Here is a 16,541-nt window from a genome sequence, read left to right on the forward strand (position 1 = left end):
AAAAACAGGTGGCACAGTTTACCAGAAATTCGCAAGAGCGCGGGATCCGACAGAAGGCGAAGCTTTTTGTCGTTTTCAGAGGTCGAATGCAACAATATGATTGGCCTGGCGCATTCTCTAAAGAGACTCTCGCTGCGCCACACGCATACCATCACTCAGGCCAGAGGCTGGAAACAGGATCACGCGATCACCAGACTCCAGCCCCTTAAGCACCTGAGCCTGAATGCCGTTGTTGTGTCCGATATCGACCCGGCGCAACTTTGCGATATCGTCCTCGACAAGAAAAACAGCCCAATCTTGCCCTTCGCGAAATAGCGCACTCGACGGCACAACCAGCGCGTCGTCTTGTTTCCAGACAATAATTCTTGCTTCCACGCGGAAGCCGTGGCCCAAGCCGGAATGAACCGGGCTGGCGTCATCAAAGCGGATAATCGTATTGACGCGCTGCTCCTCAACACCGAGTGCGGAGTACTTGGTGAAGCCCCAGGGATCTACTCGGGCCACAGTGGCGCTCAGAGCGCCGGGGCCACCCCACTTTTCGATGCGAACCTGATCACCCGGAGCCACTTGCACTGCGTCTGTGGACAGGAGTTCGACGAGCACTTCGAGATCACTATCAACATTGCCAACTTCCATGATGGCTGCCCCTACAGGAAGGGTCGTCTCGCTCTGCTGAATGATGCGCAACACTTGCCCGCTGATGGGCGCCCGGATAGGTATTTCACTAATAGGCACGTTATTGGGACCCGTGGTGCCTAGCCGTTGTTCATCATCAAACCCCATTAGTTGTGCCCGCGCATTTTCCAGCTCAGCCTGCCTTACCTCGATTACGGCTTTGGCTGTATCGAAGGCGGCTTGGGTGGCGCGTGTTTCATGAACCGCACGGTCCAACTCAGCCTGGCTGACAGTACCTTTCTCACGAAGCGTCCGAATTCGTTTCAGATTGGTATCAGCCAATTCCTGATCTGCAATAGCGCGGTTGAGTTCGGCGCGAGCAAGACGCAGCGCCGCGTTGGCGGCAGCCTCGGCAGACCGGGCTTGCTCACGGCTGCGTACATCCAGTACCGCCGGGTTGGTGGGCCGCATTTGCGCCACAATGGTTTCATTTTTTTCAACCGGATCTCCAGGGTCAACCTCCACGCGCAGGAGTCGACCGGCGACAGGGGTAGAGATTACATACGCGTCGCGCACACGCGTGCGCCCTTCTTCGTCGATCGTGACCATCATGGTATCCGTTGTGATACTCCCGATATCGACCTTCGTTGCCCGGGGCCAGAAAGCGAAAGACAGAGCCGCACCGAGGACGACGATCGTCACAACGGTTAAAAACAAGCGTGATCGTTTACGTGCCATGTGAATCTAGTCTCCGGTTTTCAGGGCAATGATCAGGTCTGCCCGGTCGATGTCCCGTTTCACCAACCAGCCAGACATGACGGTCGCCATGACGACGGCCAATACCGCCGTGCCATAGCTCTCGGGGGTAAAAACAGCTGGGATTTGATAAAGGTCCGTGCTGAAGCCCGCGGCAATGCCGAAGGACAGAAAGTAGCCAAGGATTGAACCAAGGGGCAGCGCGAGCAGCGTGACGGCTGCGAGCTCTCCCAGCAGGACGAAGGCCGTCTCGCCCTTGGTGAAGCCGATGACTCGCAGGCTGGCGAGATCACGCGCACGCTCTGCGTAGGCGATACGAGCGGCATTGTACACAACACCAAAGGTGATGATGGCTGCGATAGCGGCCATGATGTAGCGCATGGCGCCAGCACTGGTATCCATCAACTTCTGAAATGCAATACGTGCATCGGTTTTGAGGCTGACACCGGCCACGGTTGGCATGTCTTTAAGCTGACGATAGATTTGATCGCTTTGTGTTGCATCAATCCGCAGATAGGCACCCGACACACGATTCGGCTCACGAAGAACCCTGTTGAGAGCCTCAAGTTCCATAAAGGCGGGGGAACCCAGAAGCGTCTCCGCGATGCCGATTACCGGGATATCAAACACCGGCTGGCGCCCCTCTCGCACATCGACGGTGAGTGTTTCACCCGGTTTAATACCGAGAATGTCTGCAAGCGCACTGGCGAGGATGGCACCCTCCTGGCGCATGAAAATTGTGGTTACATCTTTATCTATCGCCCGATTGAGGCGGGGCTCCGCTACCAGCCCGTTGATTGCACCGCGATAGGTTTTACGCCCGTTGCGCAGCACGGCGGGCACAATGCGTATCGGCTCAACCTCGATGATGCCGGGCATACGCTTAAGCTCCAGAATGGCCTTGTCAGACATAACCTCTGTGAAGGTGACGGTTACGTCGCTGCGGTCCACGACGTTGAAGGTCAGATCGATGGTGCGGTCAAAGCCGGAAAGAATGGAGATCATAGCGACCGACAAAGCCATCCCGGACGCGATACCGATAACAGCCCCCGCCATGCGCGCTGGCTGTCGCGTCACTCGCCTCAATACCATGCGGCTGGGCTGATCAAGCAGCTTGTTAAGGAAGTGCCCGATCCGCCCGGAGCGGCTGTAATCCTGCGGGGCGGGTGGGCGCATGGCCGTGGCAGGCGTCAGCGCAAAGACGTTGCGCAGGACAACCAAACCGCCTGCCGATGCGGCTAGCACGCTGACCCCAAAGCCGATAACAAATGATTTTGGATCGAGTTGAAAGACTAAAAACGGAAACCTGAAATACTCAAGATAGACGTCGACCAGCACCCGCCCAGCTGCAATGCCGACCAAACATCCGGCCAGAGCGCCGCCAATGGCAATGGCCAGAATCAATTTGAAATAGTGCACACCCACCTCGGCGTTTGTGTAGCCGAATGCCTTCATCAACCCGATCTGCTCGCGCTCTGACTGAACCATGCGTGAGACCACCATATATAGCAGAAAGGCCGCCACCGCCAGAAAAATGGGCGGTACACCGGTGCTCATGACGCGCAGACCGTCAATTTCTTCACTTATAAAACGGTTCGACTCATGATCCTCTAGCCCATAGGCACCCAGCCCGCCATTGGCATCAAGGACGCGATCCACCGCATCAAGAACGGCCGCCTGTTCAGCATTGCGACCTATGGAAAGGAGCGCCTGATTGAAGGCACCTTCCATATCGTAGGCCGCAGAGAGCGCCATACGGCTCATCCAGATCACACCAAAGCGACTGTCGTCGGGGGCAAGCTCACCGGGCGGGGTGGTATAGAGAAACTCCGGCGACCGCGCGAGCCCTACGATCCGAAAGGTGCGTCGGGCACCGTGCATAGTGGCGGAGAGGGTATCGCCTGGCTCAAGACCGTGAGCTAGAGCGAATCCCTGAAGCAATAGAATTTCATTCGCACGATCGCTATCCAGTCGACGGCCGGCGCTCAAATAGACGTCATTGAGCCTCGGTTCTCCGAAATCAGGTAACGAAACGGCTCGAGCCTGCAAGGGCAAGTCCAACCCGGGCAGATCGATCAGCGCGCTGCCAACAACCCGTCCTTCAGCGGCAGACACGCCGGGAATAGCTGCCAGATCGGCGATCAGGCGGTCGGGTGCACGTGTCACCGGAGCAAAAATATCGGCCAGGCGATAGCGTTCGTAATAGGTGTTCCGTGTTTCATCCAGAGAAGTAACGAGGCCCGTCATCATGACCAGCATCAGCACGCCGACTCCGATAACCGCGCCAATAGCGACAGCCTGGCCCTTGATGCGCCACAGGTCGCGAAGCAGCTTGCGGTCAAGCGGACTCACCAGTGGATTTCCTCGGGTGTGAGTTTGGTCTTGTTGACGACTACCTCACGTATCGCCCCATCGGCGAAGTGGATTACCCGGTCGGCCATGGCGGCAGTGGCCGCCGCGTGGGTAACAATCAGCACCGTTGCGCCGAGCCGCTCGTTAACATCTTTGAGTACCTTAAGCACGGACCGGCCCGTTGCGCTGTCCAGGGCGCCGGTAGGCTCATCGCAGAACAATACCGTTGGCTGCTTCGCAATGGCACGTGCAATAGCGACCCGCTGCTGCTCACCGCCGGACATCTGTGCGGGGAAGTGGTCAGTTCGCGCATGCAGGCCAACGAGGGCGAGCGCGTCATCGGGGTTCATTGGATCGCGCGCGATCTCGGTAACCAGCTCGACGTTTTCATGGGCCGTCAGGCTTGGCATTAGGTTGTAGAACTGAAACACAAAGCCGACGTGATCCCGCCGATAGCGCGTGAGCTGCGCATCGGAAAAAGCCGTCAATTGCTGATCCTGAAAGAATACTTGCCCGTCAGTGGCTCGATCCAATCCACCGATAATATTGAGCAGCGTGGATTTGCCGCTTCCCGAGGGGCCGAGCAGCACCACGAGCTCGCCAGCGGGGATCTCCAGGTCAACACCACGAAGAGCATGAACGGCCGCAGGACCCTCACCATAGACCTTGGTCAAACCCTGAATGCGATAAGCGACAGCGCTCTCTTTATACGACATAGCTCCCATCTTACTTGTTTCTCCGCGGTGATGAACAAACCTTCTGCATCCAGTTATTGTTGAACGACACTTTTATTAACAAACGCCCCAAAAAAGGTATCATCCTAATCAAATGATAAAAAAGCACATCAGGAGACATCGTGACAGACTTTATTCAAACCGAAATCAACAACAGGATTCTGACCGTTCGCATTAACCGCCCGGAGCGCAAGAACGCGCTCACCCATGCCATGTACACCACGTTGGGAGATGCGATTGAACAGGCCGATTCAGATGCCGATATCCGCTGTGTAATGTTTACGGGCAGTGACGAGTGTTTTACCGCAGGCAACGACCTGAGTGATTTTGCCAGTGGTTTGAAAGGTGCCTTCACAGAAACTCCCGTAGGCCGCTTTCTGTTTCTTCTGGCTAACGCCGCCAAACCGGTAGTGGTAGCCGTGAACGGGCCAGCTGTGGGCATTGGCACCACCATGCTTTTGCACTGCGATATGGTGTTCGCCGGCACCAACGCCCGCTTCCAGATGCCGTTTGCCAGCCTCGGCCTTTGCCCTGAAGGCGGGTCCAGCCTGTTACTGCCTTCCTGGATTGGCCGGGTGCGTGCAGCAGAGCTCCTGATGCTGGGCGATGCCTTCAGTGCAGACGATGCCTACCGTCTTGGGCTGATTAACCGCGTGTGCGCCCCGCACGAAACCGAAACCACAGCTATCGGGGCCTGCCAGCGGCTTACCATGCAGCCACCAGCCGCCATCCGGGCCACAAAAAAGCTTCTGAGCCGCCCTACCCACGAAGAACTTACCGCGACCATGCTGACCGAAGGCGAACTGTTTGCTGACCGCCTTAAATCACCGGAAGCGGCCGAAGCCTTGGGCGCTTTCATGCAAAAGCGCAAGCCGGATTTCTCGCGCTTTAAATAATTCCTTGCCCGCCAGCACGCATGCGCTGGCGGGCAATTGATACATTTTGTAAAACCCCCTACATATCGTCAGCTTGGGCTCGACAAACATCTCCCGGCCATCTACTTTTCAATAAAGCCGAATTCCCCTTTGTGCGAGGAGGGATCAATTAGTAAGAATCACACTTTTGGCTGATCAACACTGGCAATAGTGGCGCTATAGTCATAAATACAGAAATTGGCTTGAAGCGCTGGCTACAATTTCAGACAACCGTTTAAGCAGAACAGGCCACTGACATCGGGTTTACCGCATCAGACCGGCCCCGTTAGTTGCCGAACATAACGATACAACAACAGGAAAAGGTTCCACCCATGTTCAAGAAAACTCTAATAAGTCTTGCCGTGGCGTCTTCCCTTGGGCTGACAGGCTGCCTTAGCAGCGGCGACGAAGGGGCGAATGCTAATCCGGATTATAAGATTAATGATACGACGATTGATCGATCAATCGTACGACCGATTTACAATCCGAACCCGATTGCGGCTGAGCCCAAGTTTCCGATTAACGCAGACCTGATTCTGTTGCTAGGCGCAACCCAGAGTGCCAACTATGATTTCACTGGTCTTTCCACTGGCAACTCACCAGCGGATGACGCGGTAAACGAGCTTTCCGGTTTCTCGGCCTCCGGGGCATTTACTCTGAAGTTCGATGGTTCACTCAACCCGTTATCCGTTCAGGCCGGGGCTACTGTTTTCTTGCTACCGCTTAACGTTAACGATCAGGTTGAGGGTGTTCCTGGAGCGCTCCCGAACACCAACCCGTCAAATATCGACGTGGATAATCCGTTTGACCTCGCATCAATCCCCAACTTCCGTGCGAACGTAGTCAGCATCGATGGTGGTAGCGACAACGCTATCCGAGTGGTTCCGTTAGAACCTCTCGCCGAAGGCCAAAAATACCTGGTGGTAGCTACCAACAGTATCGTTGGCGCTGACGGACAGCCCATTGAAAGATCTGTTGAAGACGTCAATCTGGCAGATGGTGTTTTGGGCAACCCGGCCCTCGCCAACGTAAAATCGATTCTCCAGGCTTCCGCTGCTCTGGCGAACGGCTTTCTCGCCCAGGCGGTTCCACAGGACACTCCCGAATCCGCACTGGCATATACCTTTACGACAAATTCCGATACGGACGTGCTGCGTGCCATGATGGCGCCTGCCGCATTTGGAACGGATCTTGGCCAGAAAATCGGTTTTACAGCGCAGCTGAAAGCTGTCAGAGACAACTACCCGGAACTGAACTTCTCTGAACTGACGACACAACTCGGTAAAATCGCCACCCTCGCAGCACAACTCGGCGCCGGCCAGCTTGACCCGGCAACTCTGACCGCTCAGGAGCTGGCATCCATCACTGCACTGTCGACGATAACACCCCTCACCGAGCCAGCTGACTTGCAAGCGGCTATCGGCGCAGAAATTGGTGACAAGCTTCACTTGCCTGTTCCCCGCCCTTCGTTTTTCTATGAGGCGGAGCAGGCAGCTGACCTTGCTACGATTCAAGGTCTTGCAGCTCTGGATCCAACCAATGCAATCGCCCAGGCTGCGCAACAGGTCGAAGTCTCCCAGGGCGCAATCACCCTGCCATATTTTCAGTCGCTTCCGGGTGAAACCGGCGCAGGTATCGTTACTGGCAGCTGGAGCGGTAGCACCAGTCTGGAAGCGGACCTGAATGAAAACCTGGCACCAGGCCAGACTATCTTCTCGTTCTTGCGGGACATAGACGGTTCCTTGAACGTGAATGGTTACTTCCCATTCCCGCAAAAGAACGCTGACACAACGGTGCCAGTGGTTGTTTTCAACCCATCAACCACTTCTCGCCCTGCAACATGTGTTGATAGCACTAAGCCGAATGGCGTGACCATCTTCCAGCACGGAATTACGGTGGACCGCAGTGTTTCAATGCTACCGGCCATTTTGCTGGCACAGAGCGCCTGTCAAACAATCGTTGCTATCGATCAGCCGCTTCATGGCTTGGCAGGAGCAAGCACTGGGACAGTTGCCGGCCTGGCAGAGCTTGATGAAGCAACCCTGACCGCAACCGTTCAGGCAACCATCCAAGGCCTCGAAGCACAGAACAATACTGCTTTGGCGCCTGTGATTGCCCAACTTAATGCGCTGATTTCTGCTGACTACATTGGTGAAAGACACTTTGGCTTCACTGCCAACGCGTCATTGCAGCCTGTCGCGGCGGATCTGGCATCGATATCATCCGGTAGCCTGTTTATCAACCCGCTGAACATGATGAACAGCCGTGACAACCTGCGCCAGGGTGTGGTTGATCTGCTGAACGTAGCGGCATCGATCCAGACCTTCGATATCAATAAGGATTTCATGCCGGGAGACCTTGCAGGGGTTCCTGTGAACTTTATTGGTCATTCGCTGGGCGGTATTTCAGGCACAGTATTCTCGGCTCTTGCAAACGATCCAACGCTTAACGGCACTCTGAACGGAATTTACGCTCAAGCCGGGGCTCCGCTTAGCAGCTTCAGCTTCCCTAAGCTGAGTAGCGTCGTCCTCCACAACACCAGCGGCCAGGTCACTCGTTTGATCGAGAACTCGCCAGCCTTCTCTGGCCGGGTTCTCGGCGGACTGGCTAACGCCGGCGTGACGCAGGGAACCTCTGATTTCGAGAGTTTCTTCTACGTGTTCCAGTCAGTCTCCGACGCGGGTGATCCGGTAAGCTTTGCCAAGGGACTTGGCGCGTCTACAAGCAACCTGCTGGTCACAGAAGTCGTTGGCGACAGCACGGTTCCCAACGAGGCGAACGTGAATCCTCTGAGCCCGGCATTCTCCGCTCCGCTAACCGGTACAGAGCCTCTGATGGCACTTTTGGACCTGGGCGCCGGTGGTACCAACCTTGCTGACGGAGTTGACCTGAATCTGCTTCAGGCGGGCGATACCTCTGGAGCGGGCACGCCAGTTGGTGTCTTCTTCGATGGTAGCAACCCATGCTCCACCGCCAATCACGGCACCTTTGTTGCACCTCAGGTACCGAATGCTGCTTGCCCGGGTGGGTTCGCAGTTACCACCGACGCCTTCACAGTAATGGTCACCCAAACCGGCCGTGCTTTGAGCGGCCTGTCTGTCCCGGCAACACCTAGCAACATTGACGCACTGGGAACCAGCCCAACGCTGGCCAATGCACTTGATCAGGACGAGCAGCTTCCTCGGTAAGGTCTAGCCCCCTAGCGACCAAGCCCCGGCGATGCCGGGGCTTTTTTTGGGGTACACAACCGTGGCGAGAAGCTAACATTAGAACCTGGCGCACCTCCCATAAGTCAGGACTCTTGTAACAAGGTAAAAATCCACATATCAGAGAGACGGTTTCAGAGGGTCTCTTGACGACCCTCGGATAGCTACTCAAGAAGAAAGGGAAAAGACGAGAACGGTAAATACTAATCTTACTCAAGGCCCACCAGGAGATGCCGGAGCTACCCCTTCTGGACATCCAGGCCATGGCTCAGACAAACAAAAAACGCCGCATCCGTTAGGGTGCGGCGTTTTCATTATGGCCCAACCTCTAGTCTGTAGAGATCACGGTTTCACCCTGGGGCAACAGATTCGCCTGAATATCCTCTTCAGTGAAAAACAGCTGGCGATAGTCTTTTCTGGAATATTGCTCGCTCTGATCGCTAAAGTACGTTGACATTGAGTCCGTCGACTGCGAATAACTCACAAGTCCGTATGCTTCCGGACCATTGTCGGTAAACTCCAAGCCGAAATGCCAGCTCGTGCCTCTGGCCATCAACCAGCCATCAATACCATCAGTACCGTCCGACAGCCCGGCCGTATTGTCGATCGTTGATGGTGCAATCCGCGGGAAGCGGGTGTCTTCCAGGAACGGATCGGTCACTACCCCGATTGCATTGAAGGCGCCATCAATGTTGCCATCGCCGCCATGCCATGGGATGGGCTGAGTAAGGAATGAAGGTGTACCACCTGAACCAGGGACCACACCGCCTGAGGCACGATAGTATTGGAGGTCACTCAAAGCATCGGTCGGTGCAATGGCCTGGGACTGAAGAGCTGCAACACCATCAGCAAGCGCGAGCAGCATTGTGTCGTTTGCCGTGCCCGCATTCTCCTGCGATGGCTCAGCAGGTGTACCCACGGGGTCAGCAGGGCTGAAAGGTTTGGTCAGGTCAGCATCCACATCGTCCAGGTAATTCGCCATGAAAACCCGAAATATATGAGCACCCACGCTATCCAGATTGTAGAGTCCATCCCAGTTGCTCAAGGACTGACACCAGGAAGACAGATCCACCCCATTGACCGCTGTGCTACCAATGTCGTCGCAACGCTGAAGAAGCTCCGGCAAGAACTGCTCTGCATACCAGGCCCGGTTGTTCCAGATCACTCCGATCAGCTCTTCCGCGCTGAATTTCCCGTCCTGCCCAGCAGGGAGCGGCGCACCGGGAAAGCCCGGGTCCATCAGATTCTGAAGCATCTTGATGCCTAACCGGGTTCGAGCATTGATCGGCGCTTTTTCATCCCCGAAAAGAGGCGAGAAGCCGGTCAGGAATTCATCCGGATTCGTCGACCAGTGACTGCTGTTCGAGTTCTGAACCCAGTCTGAACGCAATAGCTTGGGTTTCTGATCGTATGTAGTCAGCGAACCACAGGCCGTTTCAACCCAATCCTCCTGCGACAGACGGCCGTCGAGCAAGGTTACACCCTGATCAAAGAGGCCTGCGTATGCTGCACTGCCTGCCCGTCTGAAATTGACAAGTGCAATAGCCTTCTCGGAGAGATTTGGCACCGAGCTGCTGTCGATATAGAACGCGTTACCCTGGTCATCCGCATAGGTTGTGTTCGTCCAGAGAGTAGAGCCACAGTTCTGGAAGACACTCTGGAACTCCCCCAGGTTGCTGGCCCGACTCATCCCCAACCAGGTATCGAGAAGCCCCCCGGTGTTTGCATTGGCATCGCGATAAGTGTGAGCGACCATTGAGGACGTGTTCAGGGCTCCATTGCCACCCCATGCAGGTAATTGATTGCTGACAGCGTTGGCAGCGATCATCGGGCCGTACTCGGAGAAATAGAAGGTCCTCTCAAGAACCAGAGGTTCTGGCATACCGTCTATTTTGACTTCAATCTGGTATGTCTCGGTGGTGATTGGCTTTTCAACACCATCCTTTACATAGGTCAGGTTGTCCCCATCCTTCAACACCAATTCATACCAGGTGAAACGACGACTGGTCGTTACCGTGTGCGACCAGGCGAGATTCTCGTTGAAGTTAATCAGCGGAATGGCCGTTCCAAGCAGGCCGGCTCCGTGAACGTTCAGGTAACCCGGCACGGTCATCTGAACCTCATAGAGCCGCCGGTGTCCTGTATAGGGAAAGTGTGGGTTTGCCAGAAGAGCACCACGCCCCTGCTCAGTCAGGGTACTACCGATGCCCCAAGCATTACTGGCGAGCCCCATATCTGCAAAGTTGGTCTGTGAGTTCGCGCCAGCTTCTGCGGTCGCTACCACGCTCTTGAGGAGCTTGTTAACTTCCTCAACGTTGGTAATTGAGCTTACCGGAGCAGGAGCCGGGCTTTCACCTGGAGGAACTGCTAAGAATACGGCGCCCGTTGCGAACAGAGCACCGCTGGCGTATTGACCGACAATGCGATAATGAGCCAAGAGATCCACCGGTGCTATCGGTTTGACCCAATCCTGACCAGCGCATTCTACAGGGAGTTGAGAGGTATCGGTTTCATTGACATAGCGATTATACCCTTCTGTAAAGCCTTCAATAAGTGCACGGCTCTCCGCACTCAGAGTCGGAAACTCCGCCTCAGCGCCGGAATAGATTTTTTGGGCCTTGTAGCTGAAGTCGTTGATAATATTGAGACCAACGCTTACTCCAGGAGCAAACTGGACATCCGGCCCGGGCCCAAAGTACTTGGAACGCTCACTCCTTGCCTTAACAATCGCCTCAGCCAACAGACAAACATTATCCTGCGCCTGCGCATAACCATGCCCAAAGGCCGCCGACTTCAGGTTGTCCGCCTTGATATGGGGCACACCCCCTTCTGTTCTCCTTATAGTCGCCTCCAGCTTGCCATCAGCAGGGAACAGATTTGTGTCGAGTGGAGGTTCAGAGGAGCCAGACGATGAGCTACTGCCATCGAAACAGCCACTGAGTATGGTACTACCCAACAGCACCAGTGCTGCGCCACGCGCTGTGCGCGCGGCCCGTTTATTCCAGGTTTGCATAGTGTCACCCTTGTAATTGTTGCATACGGGATTCGCCGTCACCGGCGACACTATTAAAGCTAGCAGAAGGTGGAGAAAACTGAATTTATATTCAGGCTATTTCGCAACAAATCAGGCTTTTTAGCTACTTCCCTCCCATGGGCTGCCCAATCTTTGTTGTTGCTGCAGGTGTTTTCTCAAACTTGATCGGAAACCCAATCTGCCTTTGCAGCGTGCCATCACCTCGATCGACGCCAATCACCATATCCCGAGCTTTCAACTGCGGATGCTCAGCCGCTTCATCAATGGTCAGCACCGGTTCTACACAAGCATCCGCGTCAGCAAAAATAGCCTGCCATTGCGCCAGGGTTTTCTGCTGTATCTTTTCACTGAGTGCGGCTTTGAAGGATTTCTGGTGCTCCGGGTTCTGGCTCAGGGCAAAGCTCTTCATATCGGCCAACTCCAGAATGTCGCACAGCCTTGCGGAGAACTGAGGCTCCAGGCTGCCCACAGAGAGCCAGCGGCTGTCCTCGGTCTGGTAGTAATCGTAGAAGGATCCACCGTTCAGCAAACTGGTTTCAGGCTTCTGTTCCTGACCACCGGCCAGGCAGGCGGCACCGGCCATGCCGTTAAGCGCAAAGGCAGCGTCGGTCATGCTGATATCGACAAACTGCCCTTCTCCCGTTTGTTGACGGTGGATCACGGCTGCGAGTACGCCCATTACCGCATGGTGAGATCCGCCCGCTACGTCAGCAATCTGGATACCCATAGGTGGAGGGCCACTTTTTTCGCGGCCACAATGGCTGCTAACGCCCGAAAGGGAGAGATAGTTAATGTCATGCCCTGCCCGATCTTTATAGGGGCCGGTCTGCCCGTAGCCGGTAATAGCGCAATAGATAAGCCCGGGGTTGATCGCTTTGAGGGTGTCGTAACCAATACCCAGTCGATCCATCACACCGGGGCGGAACTGCTCAATCACAATGTCGTAATCCTTCACCAGCTCCAGAATCTTTTCCTTGCTGCCTTCTTTTTTAAGGTTAAGCGCAAGAGACTGCTTGCCCCGGTTCAGAAACCCATGGGCGGTGCTCACTCCCGCATCGTGGGGTGGCATTACGCGGGTAAGGTCTACCCGGTCTGGCGCCTCAACCCTAAGAACTTCCGCACCCATATCTGCCAGCAGCATGGTGGCGTATGGCCCGGGTAACAGGGTGCTGAAGTCCAGAATCTTCATTGAGGTCAAAGGACCCGCCATGGTGTTCTCCTTTTATGTAATGTGTTGTTCTGATTGTGTTCGGGATTTGCTCCATGCTGCACGGTTTTCCCATTGAGGCCAACTGCCTGTTGCACCATTACAATTAGCCGATTCTTACAGCCGCTTCGGTTGCATTGTGGGTCGGGGGTTTTATGATAGGTCTCGTTTATATGAAATGGCGAGTTAGATGTCTGATCTGACAGTTTCACGGCACTTTGTGCAGGCCGCCCTGGCTGGCGCTAACCATCTGGGATTTGATACCGGGGAGATGCTCCGGGAAGCGGGTATATCTCCCGATCTCCTGCGCATTGAGATGGCGAGAATCAGCAGCGACCAATTCAGCTTGTTGTTACAGATTGCCTGGAACCGCATGGATGATGAGTTCATGGGCATGGGGCCCCGGCGAGCCCGGGTGGGCACATTTGCCACTATGTGCGCTCTCGTTATTGACTGCCCTACGCTGGAAGCGGTTTATCGCCGGGCGTATCAGTTCTCCCGGCTGTTTGACCCCATGGTTGCCATGAAACTGGAAACCGGCAGCCAGAAGGTTCGGCTGGTTGCTCACATGGAAGGCGAGATCCACGACCCCCATTACTTTTTGCGAGAGAGCATACTGGTTATCTGGCACCGTTTGGGGAGTTGGCTTATCGGCCAGCCGGTGGAGCTGGAAAAAGCCGAATTCGACTACCCAAGGCCAACCCATGGCGATGAGTATCGCCACATATTTCATTGTCCTCTGGAATTCGAGTCCGATTGCACGGCCCTGACGTTCGATAAACGCTTTCTGACGGCACCGGTCATTCGCGACAGGCCGGAAATGCTTCAGTTTCTGAAAACATCACCCGCCGATCTTCTATCTCGCCCGGACGAGAGCAATACTTTCACCGGGCGAATCAGAGGCCTCATTGGACGGGATTTTTCAAAACCTCTGCCTGACTTCGAATGGATTGCGACTGAACTGCATACCAGCCCACAAACACTGCGAAGGCGACTAAAGCAGGAAAACACGTCGTTTCAGGAGATAAAAGATTTACTGCGCAGGGATATGGCGATTTACTACCTGAGCCGACAAGAACTCTCGATTAATGACATCGCAGCGAAAGTCGGATTCACGGAGCCCTCAACCTTTCACCGGGCTTTCAAGAAGTGGACAGGCGTTACCCCGGGCGCCTATCGGGAAGGCGAGCGGGGCAATCTGAAGATTGATCGTTAGGCGCTCTAGGGGGCCTGCAGTTCCCTGATCAGTCTACCCAGCGTTTGAGCTATCTCCTCCGCCTGGCTTCGGTTTGACGAAAGCTGAAACAGGCGAGATCCGTCTCTTGGGTCATATACCCAGCAGGTCGCCACTGCTTGCTCACAGCCCCACTCGACTTGCGGATTCACACCAAAAACCGGAATCTGCCCGGTTTTTCGCGTAACACCACCTGAGCTGTTTCGCCGGATTTCCTGAATGGAGATAGCGTTACCACTGCTGCTCAGACGGTATTCAATATCCGCCGGCCTATCGAGACGCACTACCGCCTGATCCTGTCGCCACCCGGCCACACCCAGCAGGCTATTAAGGTGCAGAACAAGCGCTTCGCGATCGGAATCTGCCAGATACAGTTTACGCAAAGACGCGGTTCGTTTGTCGCCGGCAGGCTCAATCACGGCAACTCGGGCCTCATCGCCAACCTGTGTTACCAGCGCCTTCTCTTTTCTTGCACGCTCAATTCCGGTGATAAGCTTCAGAGCACTCTGGTAATGACTGCCTTCAACGCCAGCGCTGGTTACGTAGGTCTCAAGCGCCGCCTGAGCTTCATTGAAATGAGAAGACTGCAGCATCACTCTGCCACGATAATAGTGATAATCGGCCGGTTTTTCCGCGTCCAGAAGCTGCAGACGGTTCAGATATTCACTGGCCTCGCCCCAGCTTTCGGCGGCTACCGATTCTTCGATCGCCAGCATCAAACGGCGGGTTTCATGCTCTGGTGCCAGTGCAGCAGCCTGCCCTGCCAAAAGCGCGGAGCTGATGACCACAACTCTGGCCAGCTGCCTGCCTTTTATTCTCAAGGCCGATAAACGGCTATTCCCGAACTCTACTGCCATGGTACTTACTCCTGCTCGTTATCTGCACCAATTGCCTGTTCTTCCGCATCCACCTCTGCCTGATCCGTAATGGCTTTTGGCAGCTCCTTCTTAACCCGCACTCCAAGCTCAACAAACCGGTTAGCCTGGGAAATCAGATTGCCCCGCCCCCTGGTCAGCGTGCTCATGGCTGAATCATACGTAACCTGAGCAGTGTGGAGTTGTCCGCCAAGACGCTCCATGGCTCCCACAAACACCCTGAGTTTGTCATAAACCGCGCCCGCGCGCTCAGCTATCAAACGGGCGTTCTGGCTCTGGCGCTCGTATCGCCATATATTTTCAATCGTGCGTAGCGTCGCCAGCAATGTTGTTGGTGTTACTACAATAATCTTTCGTTCAAAGGCTTCTGCGAAAAGGTTCTCGTCCTGCTGAAAAGCTGCCACAAATGCCGGTTCTATGGGCATGAACAGAAAGACAAAGTCAGGCGAATGCAAACCTTCGAGCTGGCTGTAGTCTTTCTCACTGAGCGTTCGGATATGGGAGCGAACCGCCTCCACATGGCTTTTCAAAGCCTCTTGCCGGGCTTTGTCATCTTCCTCAATCACCCACTTCTGATAGGCCAAAAGGGATACTTTGGAATCGATAACCAGATTTCGGTTATCCGGAAGGTGCACCACCACGTCGGGCCTCAGGAGCTGGTTTTCGCCATCTCTGTAACTGCCCTGGGTTTCGTACTCAATACCTTTACGCAGCCCGGATTTCTCCAGAACCCGCTCGAGGATCAGTTCGCCCCAGTTCCCCTGAATCTTCTTGTCGCCTTTGAGGGCCCGGGTAAGGTTAGCGGCTTCTTCGGTAATTTGCCGGTTGAGATCCTGAAGAGATTTAATCTCGCTGCGAAGTGCCTGCCGGTCCCGGGTTTCTGAGGTATATACATCTTCCACCCGCTTGCGAAAATCCTGCAACTGATCACGAAAGGGGTTGAGCAAGCTATCCAGGCTCGTGCGTGTCTGTTGGGTGAAACGTTCACTTTTTTGCTCAAAAATCCGGTTGGCAAGGTTTTCAAATTCCTGCTTCAGAGCATCCCGGTTATGCTCCAACAAGGTGAGCTTCTCAGAAGCGGATCGCCGTTCTTCTTTCAGCATAACCTGCTGCTCTCTCAGCGCTGCACGGGCTTCCCCCAGCTCTGTGGCGAGCACATCAATCTTCACCTGCTGGCTTTGGCGCTCTTCTATCAGCTCTTCAATCCGCCGGCTGTGTGCTGCCACATCGGCTTGCAGGCCCGCAGCCCGGTTGTCCGCCCTGGCCTTTGCCAGAACCACGGCAACAATGATCAACGTTGCCAACAGCAGAGTCACAAATGCCGCCACCGATCCCGGCTGGGAGTTTATAAATTCGCTGATGGCCTCAGGCACAAACAAGACTCCTTTGAGTTTTTCGTATCTATCCGGATTAACGTGAACTTACGCACGCATTACATTCTATCGGAACACTCCGGGCTTTTCTTTGATGCTATTAGGGCATCGCGCAAGTGCAGCCTGTGTCGCGACCATTTGGCAATTTGTTAATGCGCCTGAATCCACCTCTGGACGCACGACGTAATATCCATTACAAGGATAGAAGTGGCCTGCGGTTGATAGCATTACGCTTTATTAA

General features: G+C 54.9%; 10 protein-coding genes. 3 read left to right on the forward strand and 7 right to left on the reverse strand.

Features of this window, described 5'->3' with window-relative positions; all coding sequences use genetic code 11:
- Nucleotides 1-117 precede the first annotated feature (117 nt).
- Genes ACN0RL_RS06820 through ACN0RL_RS06830 form a run of 3 tightly spaced genes read right to left on the reverse strand, consistent with a single transcriptional unit; the run spans nucleotide 118 to nucleotide 4,439 of the window.
- Nucleotides 118-1,353 (reverse strand): efflux RND transporter periplasmic adaptor subunit, encoded by a 1,236-nt coding sequence (locus ACN0RL_RS06820; RefSeq protein ID WP_417515035.1) that lies wholly within the window; start codon nucleotides 1,351-1,353, stop codon nucleotides 118-120.
- Nucleotides 1,354-1,359: 6 nt separating this feature from the next.
- A complete protein-coding gene (locus tag ACN0RL_RS06825; RefSeq protein ID WP_417515037.1) occupies nucleotides 1,360-3,723 on the reverse strand; it encodes an ABC transporter permease in 2,364 nt (787 codons plus the stop codon).
- Nucleotides 3,720-4,439: an ABC transporter ATP-binding protein gene (locus ACN0RL_RS06830; RefSeq protein WP_417515039.1), complete on the reverse strand. Its 720-nt coding sequence runs from the start codon at nucleotides 4,437-4,439 to the stop codon at nucleotides 3,720-3,722. Before ACN0RL_RS06830 ends, ACN0RL_RS06825 begins: the two co-directional genes overlap by 4 nt.
- Nucleotides 4,440-4,579: 140 nt before the next feature.
- Between ACN0RL_RS06830 and ACN0RL_RS06835 the strand changes: the two genes are divergently transcribed.
- Nucleotides 4,580-5,353 (forward strand): enoyl-CoA hydratase, encoded by a 774-nt coding sequence (locus ACN0RL_RS06835; protein ID WP_417515041.1) that lies wholly within the window; start codon nucleotides 4,580-4,582, stop codon nucleotides 5,351-5,353.
- A 350-nt stretch (nucleotides 5,354-5,703) separates the two neighbouring features.
- Nucleotides 5,704-8,559 carry an MECDP-synthase gene (locus ACN0RL_RS06840; protein WP_417515043.1) on the forward strand — a complete coding sequence of 952 codons (2,856 nt, stop codon included), beginning with the start codon at nucleotides 5,704-5,706 and terminating at the stop codon, nucleotides 8,557-8,559.
- Nucleotides 8,560-8,905: 346 nt separating this feature from the next.
- Here ACN0RL_RS06840 and ACN0RL_RS06845 read toward each other — a convergent pair whose 3' ends face one another.
- Both ACN0RL_RS06845 and ACN0RL_RS06850 read right to left on the reverse strand, forming a co-directional pair.
- Nucleotides 8,906-11,590, reverse strand: a complete 2,685-nt coding sequence (locus tag ACN0RL_RS06845) for a penicillin acylase family protein (protein ID WP_417515045.1) — start codon at nucleotides 11,588-11,590, stop codon at nucleotides 8,906-8,908.
- A 124-nt stretch (nucleotides 11,591-11,714) separates the two neighbouring features.
- Nucleotides 11,715-12,821: a CaiB/BaiF CoA transferase family protein gene (locus tag ACN0RL_RS06850; RefSeq protein ID WP_417515047.1), complete on the reverse strand. Its 1,107-nt coding sequence runs from the start codon at nucleotides 12,819-12,821 to the stop codon at nucleotides 11,715-11,717.
- 187 nt (nucleotides 12,822-13,008) lie between these two features.
- On the opposite strand from ACN0RL_RS06850, the gene ACN0RL_RS06855 reads away from it, so the two are divergent.
- Nucleotides 13,009-14,034: an AraC family transcriptional regulator gene (locus tag ACN0RL_RS06855; protein ID WP_417515049.1), complete on the forward strand. Its 1,026-nt coding sequence runs from the start codon at nucleotides 13,009-13,011 to the stop codon at nucleotides 14,032-14,034.
- Between the two features lie 5 nt (nucleotides 14,035-14,039).
- Here the strand turns inward: ACN0RL_RS06855 and ACN0RL_RS06860 are convergent, their stop codons facing one another.
- The gene (locus tag ACN0RL_RS06860; RefSeq protein ID WP_417515051.1) at nucleotides 14,040-14,909 is read right to left on the reverse strand and encodes a hypothetical protein; all 870 of its coding nucleotides are present in this window, start codon (nucleotides 14,907-14,909) and stop codon (nucleotides 14,040-14,042) included.
- A gap of 5 nt (nucleotides 14,910-14,914) precedes the next feature.
- On the reverse strand, nucleotides 14,915-16,300 hold the full coding sequence (locus ACN0RL_RS06865) for a DNA recombination protein RmuC (protein WP_417515053.1): 1,386 nt from the start codon (nucleotides 16,298-16,300) through the stop codon (nucleotides 14,915-14,917).
- Between the last annotated feature and the right edge of the window lie 241 nt (nucleotides 16,301-16,541).

This window comes from Marinobacter sp., assembly GCF_048259445.1.
Lineage (GTDB): Bacteria > Pseudomonadota > Gammaproteobacteria > Pseudomonadales > Oleiphilaceae > Marinobacter.

Coding starts and splice junctions, on each gene's coding strand:
- ACN0RL_RS06820 (WP_417515035.1), bottom strand. CDS start 1,353: ATGGCACGTAAACGATCACGCTTGTTTTTAACCGTTGTGACGATCGTC.
- ACN0RL_RS06830 (WP_417515039.1), bottom strand. CDS start 4,439: ATGTCGTATAAAGAGAGCGCTGTCGCTTATCGCATTCAGGGTTTGACC.
- ACN0RL_RS06840 (WP_417515043.1), top strand. CDS start 5,704: ATGTTCAAGAAAACTCTAATAAGTCTTGCCGTGGCGTCTTCCCTTGGG.
- ACN0RL_RS06845 (WP_417515045.1), bottom strand. CDS start 11,590: ATGCAAACCTGGAATAAACGGGCCGCGCGCACAGCGCGTGGCGCAGCA.
- ACN0RL_RS06850 (WP_417515047.1), bottom strand. CDS start 12,821: ATGGCGGGTCCTTTGACCTCAATGAAGATTCTGGACTTCAGCACCCTG.
- ACN0RL_RS06855 (WP_417515049.1), top strand. CDS start 13,009: ATGTCTGATCTGACAGTTTCACGGCACTTTGTGCAGGCCGCCCTGGCT.
- ACN0RL_RS06860 (WP_417515051.1), bottom strand. CDS start 14,909: ATGGCAGTAGAGTTCGGGAATAGCCGTTTATCGGCCTTGAGAATAAAA.